Origin of the sequence: Kitasatospora sp. NPDC004669 (assembly GCF_040609455.1) — a bacterium.
GTDB lineage: Bacteria > Actinomycetota > Actinomycetes > Streptomycetales > Streptomycetaceae > Kitasatospora.
Genome location: NZ_JBEXKB010000022.1, coordinates 97,975 through 110,304, shown reverse-complemented (window position 1 = coordinate 110,304; position 12,330 = coordinate 97,975). Strand labels below are relative to the sequence as shown.

Sequence of the window (12,330 nt, the reverse complement as noted above, 5' to 3'; positions counted from 1 at the left end):
CCGCTATTGTGCTGATTGTTCCCGCTGAGCCGTCCGTCACATCCGCGCTTGCGCGGACCAGGAACGGCCCCGGGAACGCCGAGGTGCGCCACCATGGGAGCGCGCCACGGCAGGCACACGTGCGTTTTGAGGAGGCCCGGGGATGGACGCGACGAGTCAGGTGGGAGGGGCGACGGCCACGGCCGGCGGCCCGGTGGTCGGCGGGCAGGCCGGCCCGGCGGACCCGCTGGTGCCCTACCTGTCCGCCGACTTCCCCTGGTACGGTCTGGACGACGGCTGGACCGGCCGCCGCTTCCTGATGCAGGCCGGCGCCGGCGCCGCCCGCGCCGGGGCGGTGGCCGGTAGCGTCGACTACGGCACCCTCGGCCACGGCGACGAGCCGGCCAGGCAGTACGAGCCGCGCGACATGCGCAAGTTCGCCGTGGTGGTCACCGTGGCCCGCCGGGACAGCCGCCGCAGCGCCGACAACACCGGCACTCTGGAGGCGACCTCCGCCTCCTCCGCCGCCTGGCTGGCCGGCTCCGGCCTGCTCGCGGCGACCTGGCCCGGCCAACTGGACCGGACTGTGCGCCAGGACTGGCTGGACCAGCAGAGCACCCTGGCCTGGGACCTCGCCGACGACCTGGCCGGCCCCGGCTGGTCCACCCTCAGCCTGCCGGTCAACGGCTCGCCGCAGCCCTTCCGCTACCGCGAGTCGGAGTACGGCTGGGTGCTCGCGGGCGAGGCCCCCGGCATCCTGCTCGGCGCCTTCGGCCGTGGCGTCAGCGCCTACGGCGTCGGCTTCGCCACCGTCCCCGACCTGAGCTCCTACGCCCGCCCGTAGGGCCCGCGAGGGGCGGGTCGGTCGTCCGGGACACGGTCAGCAGCGCTGGGCGGGTTGACGGGTCGTCGCCGCCCGAGGGCATGCGAACGGGCCGGGTGCGAGCGCACCCGGCCCGTTCTGTCCGCCGATGTCAGAACTTGTTCTTGGGCGTCAGTCCGAGGGACATGCCCGACAGACCGCGCTGGCGGCCGCCGAGCTTGCCTGCCACGGCGCGCAGGGCGGCGCCGGCCGGGGAGTCGGGGGCGGCGAGCACGACCGGGCGGCCGTCGTCGCCGCCCTCGCGCAGCCGGACGTCGATCGGGATCGAGCCGAGGACCGGGACGGTCGCGCCGACGGTGCGGGTGAGCGCGTCCGCGACGGTCTGGCCGCCGCCGGTGCCGAAGACGTCGATCATCTCGTCGCAGTGCGGGCACGGCATGCCGGACATGTTCTCGATCACGCCGACGATCTTCTGGTGGGTCTGCACCGCGATCGTGCCGGCCCGCTCGGCCACCTCGGCGGCGGCCATCTGCGGGGTGGTGACGATCAGGATCTCCGCGTTGGGGATCAGCTGGGCCACCGAGATCGCGATGTCGCCGGTGCCGGGCGGCAGGTCCAGCAGCAGCACGTCCAGGTCGCCCCACCAGACGTCGGCGAGGAACTGCTGCAGCGCGCGGTGCAGCATCGGGCCGCGCCAGACCACCGGGGCGTTGCCCGGGGTGAACATGCCGATCGAGATGACCTTCACGCCGTTCGCCTGCGGCGGCATGATCATGTCCTGGACCTGGGTCGGCCGGCCCTCGACACCCAGCATGCGCGGCACGCTGTGGCCGTAGATGTCGGCGTCCACCACGGCGACCTTCAGGCCGTCCGCGGCCATCGCGGCGGCCAGGTTGACCGTCACCGAGGACTTGCCGACGCCGCCCTTGCCGGAGGCGACGGCGTAGACGCGGGTCAGCGTGCCCGGCTTGGCGAACGGGATCTCCCGCTCGGGGGCGCCGCCGCGCAGCAGCTGGGAGAGCTCCTTGCGCTGCTGCTCGCTCATCACGTCGAGCTCGACCTCGACGCCGGTCACGCCGGGCACCCTGCCGACCGCCTCACGGACCCGGGTGACGATGGTGTCGCGCATCGGACAGCCGGAGACGGTCAGGTAGACCGCGACGCGCACCGCGCCGCCCTCGGCGATCTCGACCGATTTCACCATGCCGATCTCGGTGATCGGGCGGTTGATCTCCGGGTCGTTGACGGTCGCCAGTACCTCGCGCACGGACTCCTCCGTGACGCCGCCCGCGACCTCTGTCTCGTTGGCCATGCCTTGATGGTACGGCTCCGGGCGAACCGCTTAACCGGTCGGTAGCGTGCTGCCGGTCACAACGTTCCGGAGGAGTCCCGGCGTTCGTCCATCTCCTTGAGCAGCGACTGGAGCTCGGAGCGGATGAAGTCACGGGTGGCGACCTCGCCGAGCCCGTGCCGCAGCGCGGCGACCTCGCGGGTCAGGTACTCGGTGTCGGCGATGTTGCGGTCGCTGCGGGCCCGGTCCTGCTCCATGTTGACCCGGTCCCGGTTGTCCTGGCGGTTCTGCGCCAGCAGGATCAGCGGCGCCGCGTAGGAGGCCTGCAGCGACAGTACCAGGGTCAGGAAGATGAACGGGTACTCGTCGAAGCGCACGCTGACCGGCAGCAGGCTGTTCCACCCTATCCAGATGACGACCACCACCGTCATCCAGACGATGAACCGCCCGGTGCCGAGGAAGCGGGCGATCCGCTCCGACAGTACGCCGAAGGCCTCGGGGTCGTAGGACGGCAGCGAGAGCAGGCCGGGCCGGGCGGTGCGCGGCTGGTCGAGCCGGGAACGGCTGGTGCCGGTGATCGGGGCGGTCTCCAGGCGGTCCCGGCCGCCTCCCTCGCGGGTGCGCAGCTCGCGCAGCTGGCGCAGCTCCCGCAGTTCGCCCTGCAGGCGCCGGCGCGCGGAGTCGTCCGGCCGTCCGTTGCGGTCACCGTCCACCGGCCATCTCCTCGCTCTCGTCGTCACTCGCGTGCAGCGCGGCGTCGCGCCAGTCCTCGGGCAGCAGGTGGTCGAGCACGTCGTCGACGGTCACCGCGCCCAGCAGGTGGTCCGCCTCGTCCACCACCGGCGCGGCCACCAGGTTGTAGGTCGCCAGGTAGCTGGTGACCAGCGACAGCGGGGTGTCCGGTGGCAGCGGGTCCAGGTCGTCGTCCACCAGCGAGCCGACCAGGACGTACGGGGGCTCGCGCAGCAGCCGCTGGAAGTGCACGGTGCCCAGGTAGCGGCCGGTCGGGGTCTCGTTCGGCGGGCGGCAGACGAAGATCTGCGCGGCCAGCGCGGGCTTGTGGTCGCTGACCCGGATCCGGGCCAGCGCCTCGGCGACCGTCGCGTCCGGCTCCAGCACGATCGGCTCGGTGGTCATCAGACCACCGGCGGTGTCCTCCTCGTAGGACAGCAGGCGGCGCACCGGCGCGGCCTCCTCCGGCTCCATCAGCTGGAGCAGCCGCTCCGCCTCTTCGCCGGGCAGTTCGGAGAGCAGGTCGGCGGCGTCGTCCGGGTCCATCGCCTCCAGGACGTCGGCGGCGCGCTCGTCCTTCAGCTTGCCGATGATCTCGACCTGGTCGTCCTCGGGCAGTTCCTCCATGACGTCCGCGAGCCGGTCGTCCGGCAGCGCGGCGGCCACCTCGGCGCGGCGCTTCGCGGACAGGTGGTGCATCACGCTGGCGAGGTCGGCCGGGCGCAGCTGCTCGAAGGTGGCCAGCAGGTTGGCCGCGCCCTGGTCCTGCTCGGGCAGCGTGAAGCCGGTGACGTCCTGCCAGTCCAGGGTGAGCCGCTCGCCCTTGGCCTTGCGGAGCCGGCCGGCCCGGCCGACCTGGACGAAGACCTTGCTGATCTCCCACTCGCGCAACCGGGTCTGCACCATGCCGACGTCCAGCACGGTGACCTGCTCACCGGTCTTGGACCAGGTGACGGTGCGGTCCAGCAGCTCGGCGAGCACCAGGGTCTCGGACGGGCGCTGTTCGAAGCGCCGCAGGTTGATCAGGCCGGTGGTGAGCACCTGGCCGGACTCCAGGCTGGTCACCCGGGTCATCGGCAGGAAGATCCGGCGCCGGCCGACGACCTCGACCACCAGACCGAGCACCCGCGGCGGGCGCCCGCCGAGCCGCAGCGAGACCACCACGTCCCGGACCCGCCCGACCTGGTCGCCGTTCGGGTCGAAGACCGCGATGGCGGAGAGATGGGAGATGAAGACCCGGGTGCCTGGCCCTGCCATGAACTCCCTCTGATCGCTCGACGCCGTGAGGAGGGTGCGCCGAACACACCCGCCGCCAAGGCTACCCGTGTGCTCGGGGACCGGCCCGGAGTGGCACGGTAGCGGCCGCAGGAGTCGTGGACATGAACCGTCAGCGGCGCTTGAACAGCAGTTTGGGCAGACCGGCGGGGATCGGGCGGCGGGTGACGGCCGGGGTCGGCATCGGCTGAGCCGCGTGCGAGCCGTCCGGCATCGCCCCCGGGCACTCGGTCAGCGCGCCGGCCGGCTCCAGCCGCAGCACCCGGCACTCACGGGCCCAGCGCTCGGTGATGGCGTCGGTGTCGGGCGCGTTCAGCCGCTTGCCCTTGAGCTCCTCCACGGCGCCCCGCCAGGCCTCGCCGTCCGGCGCCAGCTCCACCACCCTGGCGCTCCAGCCGGTCAGTCGGCCGCCCTTGTCCTTGCTGCGCACCGTGACCACGGCCCCGGCGCCCGGCGTCAGACCGTGCAGCGGCTGCTCGCCGCCGTCGCCGACCACCACCACCGCGCCGTCGTGCCAGGCGTGCCACAGCGGCTGGGCCTGCTCCTGGCCGTCCGCGCGCACCCAGAGCAGACCGGACTTCTTCGCGGCCTCCTCCAGCAGGGCCTGGTCGAGGAAGTCGTCGGCGGTCGCGGCGGCGGGCGTACGGTCCATGGCCGACAGCGTACGGGTTCCCGCCTTCGCCGTCCCGTCCCGGCCCTTCCCGCGCCTTCCCGTCCACCGGATGTCTCAGCCCCCGGCCGACAGTTCCATTCGCGGGCCACGGGCCTTACCGTATGAGCGCCCACACCATGACCAGCGAAGGAGCGCCGTGCCCGCCGCCCGGCCCGCGACCGCCCCTGCCACCCCCGCCGCCGACGACCCCCGGCCCGCGCACCCGCTCCCCACCCTCGACCTGCTGCTGCTCGCCGTCTCCATCGGCGGCATCTCGTTCTCCGGGCCGCTGATCAGCGCCACCGCCGCACCCGCGCTGGCCATCGCCCTCTGGCGCAACGTCATGTCCGTCGGCGTCCTCGGCCCCTACGCCCTGCTGCGCCACCGTGCCGAACTGCGCGGCATCGGCCGCCGGGCACTGCTGCTCGCGATCGCCGCCGGCGCCCTGCTCGCCGTGCACTTCGCACTCTGGATGCCCAGCCTGCGGATGACCTCGGTGGCCTCCGCCACCGCCCTGGTCACCACCACCCCGCTGTGGACCATCCTGCTGATGCGGCTGTTCGGCGTCCGCGCCCCGCGCACGGTCTGGCTCGGCACGGTCGTCGCCTTCGCCGGCGTCCTCGTCCTGACCGGCGTCGACCTCTCACTCTCCCCGCGCGCCCTGCTCGGCGACGCCCTCGCCCTCGCCGCCGGCCTCGCCGCGGCCGGGTACATGCTGCTCGGTGCCGAGGTCCGCAAGACCGTCAGCACCACCGGCTACACCCTGATCTGCTACGCCACCACCGCGGTCGGCCTGCTGGTGATCTGCCTGGCCACCGGGACACCACTGTCCGGCTGGTCGGCCGGGGCCTGGTGGCAGATCGTGCTGCTGATGGTCGTCGCCCAGCTGCTCGGGCACTCGCTCAGCAACCGGGTGGTGCGCAACCTCGGCCCCTCGATCACCTCCACCGCGATCCTGCTGGAGACCCCGGGCGCGGCCCTGATCGCCGCCCTCTGGCTCGGCCAGTGGCCCCCGGCGGCCGCCTACCCGGCGGTGGTGCTGATCCTGCTCGGCCTGGTCCTGGTCGCCCGCGGCGGGCGGCGGCCCTGAGGGCCTGTCCGGAGCCCCGCCTACAGCCAGCCGTTGCGGCGGAAACCCCGGTACATTCCGACGCAGATCAGCGAGATCGCGCCGAGCACCGCCGGATAGCCGTACGGGTTGTGCAGCTCCGGCATGTAGTCGAAGTTCATCCCGTACACGCCGGTGATCATGGTGGGCACCGCGAAGATCGCCGCCCAGGCGGTGATCTTGCGCATGTCCTCGTTCTGCGCCACCGAGACCTGCGCCAGGTTCGCCTGCAGCAGCGAGTTCAGCAGCTCGTCGAAACCGTGCACCTGCTCGGTGACCCGGGCCAGGTGGTCCGCGACATCCCGGAAGTACTTCTGGATGTCCGGGTCCACCAGCCCCTGTGACGGCTCCGACAACTGCTGCATCGGACGCAGCAGCGGCACCACCGCACGCTTGAACTCCAGTACCTCGCGCTTGAGTTGGTAGACCCGGCCGACATCGGCGCTGCGCCCGCCCTTGGCCGAGAAGACGCCGTACTCGATCTCGTCCACGTCGTTCTGCAGTCGCTCGGCGACCAGCAGGTAGTTGTCCACCACGTGGTCGGCGATCGCGTGCAGCACCGCGGACGGGCCCTTGGCCAGCAGCCCGGACTCGTCCGCGTCCGCTTCCAGCCGGTGCCGCAGCTCCTGCAGCGAACCGTGGCCGCCGTGTCGGACCGTGATCACGAAGTCCCGCCCGGCGAACACCATCAGCTCACCGGTCTCCACCACCTCGCTGGTGGGCGTGAGCTGGTCGTGCTCGACGTAGCGGATGGTCTTGAAGACGGCGAACAGCACGTCGTCGTAGCGCTCCACCTTGGGCCGCTGGTGCGCGTGCACCGCGTCCTCCACCGCGAGCGGGTGCAGGCCGAAGCGCTGCGCGATGCCCTCGAACTCGCCCTCGGTCGGCTCGTGCAGCCCGATCCAGCTGAACGACCCCGAGCTGCCCGGGAGTTGGTGCGCCGCCTTGACCCGCCGGGCGGCGTCGTGCGGGCTGCAGGTCTCACCGCTGCGCCGGCCGTGCTGGTAGACCGCGCAGTCCACGATCGCCGAGCTGCCGCCTTCCGGCACGGCGTCGTACGGACCGGTGACGCTCCGACGGCGGTTGGTGCGGACGGCGGCGCGCAGGCTGTTGATCATCGACATGGCAGGCTCCCTGGGGCAGGAGCCGTCGCACGGCGGCACGGAGAGCGCGGGAAGCAGGGCCGTGGTGCGGCGGCGAGGAACACCGGTGAAGGGGATGAGGGTGCTCTCCCGGCCGGTCCGTCCGCCGTCGATCCGCGCCCGGGGCCACTACGGCTGGATCAGCCGGTACGGCCTGCGAGGCGAGGGGAGCGGGGAAGTCGGGGCCGGGCAGAGCTGCCGGTACTGCATGGTCGGCCGGTATCCACCGCAACCACCTCCTTCGCGCCGCCGCCCCGGGACGAACGATCCCGGTGGCCAGTCGCTCACCCTAACATCTGACCGGGCATCGGCGCCGATGGCTTTCCCCCGCTTTACGGACCCTTGACGCCCGGGCCCGCCGCACCGCCCGCACGAAGCCCGCGCACCCCGGCGGGTTACGCTCACCGGCATGGCCCACGACTTCCCGTCCTTCGGCGACCCCCACGGCGGCAACTCCCCGGAACTCTCCCGGGAGGCGGTGCTGGCCGCCGTCGAGGCCCGGCTGATCTCCACCTTCGGCGAACCGGGCGGCCGCGCCGCCGTCACCTTCCTCGGCGCCGACCGGATCGAGGTGCTGCGCTTCGGCCCGGACGCCGACGGACTGGTCCGCTACACCACGCTCGGGATGTCCGCCGCGCCGATGGCCGACCCGACCGCGCTGGTCGCCGACCAGGTGCGCGGCCCGCGCGTCGAACTGGTGCTGACCGTGCGCGGCGGGCACGACAGCGTGCTGCGCAGCCTCGCCACCTTCGCCGCGACCCCGCAGGTCGAGGGACTGGTGGTGGCCCCCGGCGGCTCGCTGGACCTCGGCGCCCCGCTCTGGGACGGCGCCCCCTTCACCTCGGTGCTGGCCGCCGAGCCGGGCGGCCTGGTCGAGGACCTCGAACTGGCCGAGCCCGCCGAGCCGGTGCGCTTCCTGCCGCTGCTGCCGATGACGCCCAACGAGGCGGGCTGGAAGCGGGTGCACGGCGCGGCCGCGCTCCAGGAGCGTTGGCTGAACCAGGGCACCGACCTGCGCGACCCGGACCGGCGCGGCGTCCGGCTCGACTGACGACCGTTCAGGCCGGGTGTGCGGGCCACTGCGCACGCCCGTGCCGCGCCTCTGTACGCGGGAGCGCGGCAGAGGCTTCCCGCGTGCCGGTACGGCCGCGCCCCGCGCGGCGCTCCGCTCAGCGCTCGATCGGCTCGGCGCCGGTGGCCTGCGCCAGCAGCGCCTCGTACACCGCCGGGTCGGTGGTGTACTCGCCGAGCCGGACGGTCTTGCGGCTGCCGTGGTAGTCGCTGGAGCCGGTCACCAGCAGGCCCAACTCGCCGGCCAGGCCGCGCAGCCGCTGCCTGGTCTCCTCGTCGTGGTCGGTGTGGTCGACCTCCAGCGCGGCCAGCCCGGCCGCCGCGAGGTCGGCGATCACCCGGTCCGAGACCGTCCGGCCGCGCTTGACGGCGCCCGGGTGGGCGAAGACCGGCACCCCGCCGGCCGAGCGGACCAGCCGGACCGCCTCCACCGGGTCGGTCTCGTGCTTGCGGACGTCCGCCCGGCCGCCGTTGGCCAGCCAGTCCTGGGTGAAGGCGTCCGAGACGGTGGCCACCACGCCCGCCTCGACCAGCGCGCTGGCGATGTGTGGCCGCCCGACCGAGCCGGCCCCGGCGATCCGCCGCACCTGCTCCCAGCTGATGTCCGCGCCGAGTTCGCGGCAGCGCTCGACGATCGCCCGCCCGCGCCGGAACCGGTCGGTGCGCACCAGCTCCCGCTCGCGCGCGAACTCCGGCTCCCGCGGGTCGAACAGGTACGCCAGCAGGTGCATGCTGATGCCGTCCACCACGCAGGACAGTTCGGCGCCCGGGACGACGGTCAGCCGGGCGCCGTCCGGCAGCGTGTGCACCGCCTCGGCGGCCTCGGCGTGGCCGGCGACGGTGTCGTGGTCGGTGAGGGCCACCACGTCGAGGCCGGCGGCGACCGCCGCGGCGACCAGCTCGGCCGGGCTGTCGGTGCCGTCGGAGGCGTTGCTGTGGGCGTGCAGGTCGATGCGCACGGGGCGGACTCCTGGAGGCTCGTGGGTGCCGCCCAGGATAGGCCGTTCACGGGTCGGTCAGCCGAGCAGCCGGGGGGAGAGGGCCCCGCAGGGCAGCAGGTCCAGCTCGGCACCGGCCTCGCGCAGGTCGGTGAGCACCAGCTCGTCGTACATCACCAGGGCGGACTGCTCGGGCCAGGTGACCGCCCAGAGCCAGAGCCCGCGGGCCTCGCCGGCGAACACCGCGCGGTCGGCCGGGGCGTCCGGGACGTGGAACATCGGGGTGGGGCGCCCGGCGGCCATCAGCTTGGCGTCGGCGGGCTTGTAGAGGCCGACGGAGTCGCCCGGGTCCGGGCCGGGCAGTCCGGCGTAGCGGGCGCCGAGCCCGACGCCCAGCTCCTCGGCGATCAGCACCAGCTCGCCGAAGCCGCCGAGCGGGGCCGGACCGGAGCAGGCGACGGCGGTGGCCCGGGCGCCGGAGACGTCGTCGCCGACGTGGGCGATGCCGGTGTAGAGCCAGCCGACCGGGAGCGGCCAGGGCAGCCAGACGGGGACCTGCGAGCGGGCGACGGCCACGCCCAGGGCTTCCACGCTGGGGGGCAGCACGGGCTGCATCGGGTGCACGGCTCCGTGCCGGTCGCACTGCCAGGTGTCTGAGAACAGACCGGGGGCGCGGACCCGACCGGCGCACCTCGGGCAGCTTGGCTCGCCCCTCATAGCCGACAACGCTCCTCCCTCCGGGCCGCCGCGTCAAGGACGATCACCCGTACGGACGGCTCGGCGGCACCTGTCGGTGGCGGACGCCCGGCCGACGCGGGGTGGGCGTCGCGGGCGGTTCCCGTTGGGGCATGTCCCGTCGCGGGCGGCGGCAAACGTCCCCGGGGTCAGGCCCCGAACGCACTGACGCCCCGTCATCGGCGAATGTGATGACGGGGCGTCAGTCGGGTATCGGAACGTCCGGATCGGACGCGCCGGGCTCGTCGGCGGCGGGTGAGGACTCCCGGTCGGGGGCGCCGCGCCTGGTCAGACGGTCGGGCACGGGCGGATGAGCAGGCGCTCGCCGGTGCGGGCGGCGGCCTCGACGTACTCGCGGACGGTCTCGGCGTCGGCGATCAGGCGGTCGGTGGCGGTGCCGTCGGTGTCGTCCAGTCGGAGGATCTCGAAGCGCATGGGCTTGGTCATGGGCGTCTCCTTTCCTTGCCCCGCGGGGCGGGGCGATTGCGGCTGAGTCGGTATCAGCCCGCTCGGGGTCTTGCGGATCCGGCGGTACGGCCGGACCGATCGCGTCGTACGTGCGGCGGTCTGCTGCGGCAAGGGCTCCCCCTACTTGCCTGGTGCGTCCAATGCCTCGGGCAACCACGGTGCCGTGGCGGTGCTACTGGGCCGTTGCCCGTCCGTAACGTCCAGGTTTCGACTGATTGGCACCTGCGTGAGGGCCGGCGATGATTCCCGGACAGAATCAAAGATTACCGTAACTAACGAATTTTGTCCTGCGTCGAGGACGGTCGGACTTCCAGAAGTGGTTCAGACCACTCTGGCGGGGGTGTCGCGCGGGGTGCTGCTGGAGCCGCTCCTGCGGCCCGGAACCCGGCCGGTCAGACCCAGAACGCGGCCAGCGCCTCGGCCGTGGCAGCCGGCTGCTCGGCGTTGGGGGAGTGGCCCGCGTCCGCGACGACCACCCGGCGGGCGCTCAGCCGCTCCGCCATCCGGGACTGCTCCGGCACCGGCCAGGCGTAGTCCCGTACCCCGGACAGCACCAGCACCGGCAGCACCCCGGCGGCCACCGCGGCCAGCTCGTCCACCCGGTCCGGCGCGGCCACCAGGTGCCCGCCGGTCACGGCCAGCGCCCGCGGCACATTGGCCACCCAGCGGCGGTGCAGGAACTCCGCGACGTCCGGCTCCAGGACGGGCTTCGGCGCGTCGCCGCTCTCGTCCATCTGCCGCATGACCTGCCAGATCTCCTCCAGGGTCATGACCGGCAGGACGTCCAGCAGCAACTTGGTCCGGGCCGCCTCGGCCGGGTCGATCGCCCCCGGGCCGGTGGCCATCAGGGTCAGCGAACACCAGGGCAGCGGCCCCTCGGCGGCGGCCGCGAGCACGGCCTCCCGCACCACCTGGCCGCCGAAGGAGTGCCCCAGCAGGTGCAGCGGCCCGCCCTCGGTCGCCAGTACCTCGGTCAGCGCCCGCACGTCCGCGCCCAGCGCCGCCACCCCGTACGCGGCCACCTCGTCCGGTCCGCCGGTCTCGTACTGGCCCCGCTGGTCCACGGCCGTCACCCGGTACCCGGCGGCCGCCAGCGGCGCCAGCAGCCCGATGAAGTCCTCCTTGCTGCCGGTGAACCCCGGCACCAGCAGCGCGGACCCGCGCACCGGCCCGTCCGGTTCCGCCCGCAGCGCCGCGAACTCCCCGCGCGCGGTCACCACACGCTCCGTCCGGGCACAACCGGGCAGAGTCAGGAACGGTGGAGTACTCATGCGCCCGCCTTCCTTCGCTCGGCGGGGGCATTCGCCCACACGCACCTCTTGATGATTCGCTCGCTGCGCTCGCTCATGCGCCCGCCTTCCTTCGCTCGGCGGGGGCATTCGCCCACACGCACCTCTCGATGATTCGCTCGCTCATGGGCGGCTTCCCTCCCGCGACGAGGCGACGAGGCGACGAGGCGAGCCTATGCCGCTCCCCCGAGCCCGAACGCCCGAAGGGGGGCGAGTCGGGCCATTGCGGCCCGGCCCGCCCCCCTTCGGGGCTGTGGCTGTCAGCTCTCCACGGCGGGTTCCGGGGTGGCCGCGGCCTTGCGGGTGCGGGTGCGCTTGCGCGGGGCCGGAACCTCGGCGGAAGCCTCGGTGGCCGGGGCCTCCGGGGCGGTCTCCGCGACGGCCTTGGGCTTGCGGGTCCGGGTCCGGGTGGCGGGCTTCTCCTCGGCCGGGGCCTCGGTCGCCGTGGCCGCCTCGACGGCCTCCGCCTTCGGCTTGCGGGTCCGCGTACGGGTGGCCGGCTTCTCGGCCGGAGCCTCGACCGACGCCTCGGCGACGGCCTCGACGGCCTCCGCCTTCGGCTTGCGGGTCCGCGTACGGGTGGCCGGCTTCTCGGCCGGAGCCTCGACCGACGCCTCGGCGACGGCCTCGACGGCCTCCGCCTTCGGCTTGCGGGTCCGCGTACGGGTGGCCGGCTTCTCGGCCGGAGCCTCGACCGACGCCTCGGCGACGGCCTCGACGACCTCCGCCTTCGGCTTGCGGGTCCGGGTCCGGGTGGCGGGCTTCTCCTCGGCCGGGGCCTCGGTCGCCGTGGCCGCCTCGACGGCCTCCGCCTTCGGCTTGCGGGT

At 73.7% G+C, this 12,330-nt stretch carries 12 protein-coding genes and 1 pseudogene; 3 read left to right on the top strand and 10 right to left on the bottom strand.

The annotated features are described in order from the left end of the window. Nucleotides 1-142 precede the first annotated feature (142 nt). Complete coding sequence (locus ABZW30_RS20265) at nucleotides 143-823, top strand: hypothetical protein (RefSeq protein ID WP_355672506.1); 681 nt, start codon at nucleotides 143-145, stop codon at nucleotides 821-823. A gap of 130 nt (nucleotides 824-953) precedes the next feature. Here ABZW30_RS20265 and ABZW30_RS20260 read toward each other — a convergent pair whose 3' ends face one another. From ABZW30_RS20260 to ABZW30_RS20245, 4 genes are all read right to left on the bottom strand, one after another. Next, on the bottom strand, nucleotides 954-2,114 hold the full coding sequence (locus ABZW30_RS20260) for an Mrp/NBP35 family ATP-binding protein (RefSeq protein WP_355672505.1): 1,161 nt from the start codon (nucleotides 2,112-2,114) through the stop codon (nucleotides 954-956). Nucleotides 2,115-2,170: 56 nt separating this feature from the next. Continuing rightward, nucleotides 2,171-2,719, bottom strand: a complete 549-nt coding sequence (locus tag ABZW30_RS20255) for a DUF1003 domain-containing protein (protein ID WP_355672527.1) — start codon at nucleotides 2,717-2,719, stop codon at nucleotides 2,171-2,173. A gap of 76 nt (nucleotides 2,720-2,795) precedes the next feature. Further along, the gene (locus tag ABZW30_RS20250) at nucleotides 2,796-4,082 is read right to left on the bottom strand and encodes a CBS domain-containing protein (RefSeq protein ID WP_355672504.1); all 1,287 of its coding nucleotides are present in this window, start codon (nucleotides 4,080-4,082) and stop codon (nucleotides 2,796-2,798) included. A 130-nt stretch (nucleotides 4,083-4,212) separates the two neighbouring features. After that, entirely contained in the window at nucleotides 4,213-4,752 is a 540-nt protein-coding gene (locus ABZW30_RS20245; protein WP_355672503.1) for a hypothetical protein, read from the bottom strand. A 157-nt stretch (nucleotides 4,753-4,909) separates the two neighbouring features. Here ABZW30_RS20245 and ABZW30_RS20240 point away from each other — a divergent pair, with 157 nt between their 5' ends. After that, complete coding sequence (locus ABZW30_RS20240; protein ID WP_355672502.1) at nucleotides 4,910-5,842, top strand: DMT family transporter; 933 nt, start codon at nucleotides 4,910-4,912, stop codon at nucleotides 5,840-5,842. Nucleotides 5,843-5,862: 20 nt separating this feature from the next. Here the strand turns inward: ABZW30_RS20240 and corA are convergent, their stop codons facing one another. Then, a complete protein-coding gene (gene corA / locus ABZW30_RS20235; RefSeq protein WP_355672501.1) occupies nucleotides 5,863-6,984 on the bottom strand; it encodes a magnesium/cobalt transporter CorA in 1,122 nt (373 codons plus the stop codon). Between the two features lie 427 nt (nucleotides 6,985-7,411). Here corA and ABZW30_RS20230 point away from each other — a divergent pair, with 427 nt between their 5' ends. After that, nucleotides 7,412-8,053, top strand: coding sequence for a suppressor of fused domain protein (locus ABZW30_RS20230; protein WP_355672500.1), 642 nt, complete (start codon nucleotides 7,412-7,414; stop codon nucleotides 8,051-8,053). Between the two features lie 118 nt (nucleotides 8,054-8,171). Here the strand turns inward: ABZW30_RS20230 and ABZW30_RS20225 are convergent, their stop codons facing one another. From ABZW30_RS20225 to ABZW30_RS20205, 5 genes and pseudogenes are all read right to left on the bottom strand, one after another. Further along, nucleotides 8,172-9,032, bottom strand: a complete 861-nt coding sequence (locus ABZW30_RS20225) for a PHP domain-containing protein (protein WP_355672499.1) — start codon at nucleotides 9,030-9,032, stop codon at nucleotides 8,172-8,174. Nucleotides 9,033-9,089: 57 nt separating this feature from the next. After that, entirely contained in the window at nucleotides 9,090-9,728 is a 639-nt protein-coding gene (locus tag ABZW30_RS20220) for a DUF6758 family protein (protein WP_355672498.1), read from the bottom strand. Nucleotides 9,729-10,034: 306 nt separating this feature from the next. Next, nucleotides 10,035-10,193 carry a hypothetical protein gene (locus ABZW30_RS20215; RefSeq protein WP_355672532.1) on the bottom strand — a complete coding sequence of 53 codons (159 nt, stop codon included), beginning with the start codon at nucleotides 10,191-10,193 and terminating at the stop codon, nucleotides 10,035-10,037. Nucleotides 10,194-10,606: 413 nt separating this feature from the next. Then, nucleotides 10,607-11,485, bottom strand: coding sequence for an alpha/beta fold hydrolase (locus ABZW30_RS20210; protein ID WP_355672497.1), 879 nt, complete (start codon nucleotides 11,483-11,485; stop codon nucleotides 10,607-10,609). A 278-nt stretch (nucleotides 11,486-11,763) separates the two neighbouring features. Then, nucleotides 11,764-12,330: pseudogene (locus ABZW30_RS20205) on the bottom strand (hypothetical protein); the annotation flags it as partial.

Excerpts from the sequence above, each read along its gene's own strand:
- corA (WP_355672501.1), bottom strand. The coding sequence starts at position 6,984 with ATGTCGATGATCAACAGCCTGCGCGCCGCCGTCCGCACCAACCGCCGT.
- ABZW30_RS20215 (WP_355672532.1), bottom strand. The coding sequence starts at position 10,193 with ATGACCAAGCCCATGCGCTTCGAGATCCTCCGACTGGACGACACCGAC.
- ABZW30_RS20245 (WP_355672503.1), bottom strand. The coding sequence starts at position 4,752 with ATGGACCGTACGCCCGCCGCCGCGACCGCCGACGACTTCCTCGACCAG.
- ABZW30_RS20260 (WP_355672505.1), bottom strand. The coding sequence starts at position 2,114 with ATGGCCAACGAGACAGAGGTCGCGGGCGGCGTCACGGAGGAGTCCGTG.
- ABZW30_RS20220 (WP_355672498.1), bottom strand. The coding sequence starts at position 9,728 with ATGAGGGGCGAGCCAAGCTGCCCGAGGTGCGCCGGTCGGGTCCGCGCC.
- ABZW30_RS20230 (WP_355672500.1), top strand. The coding sequence starts at position 7,412 with ATGGCCCACGACTTCCCGTCCTTCGGCGACCCCCACGGCGGCAACTCC.
- ABZW30_RS20250 (WP_355672504.1), bottom strand. The coding sequence starts at position 4,082 with ATGGCAGGGCCAGGCACCCGGGTCTTCATCTCCCATCTCTCCGCCATC.
- ABZW30_RS20210 (WP_355672497.1), bottom strand. The coding sequence starts at position 11,485 with ATGAGTACTCCACCGTTCCTGACTCTGCCCGGTTGTGCCCGGACGGAG.
- ABZW30_RS20265 (WP_355672506.1), top strand. The coding sequence starts at position 143 with ATGGACGCGACGAGTCAGGTGGGAGGGGCGACGGCCACGGCCGGCGGC.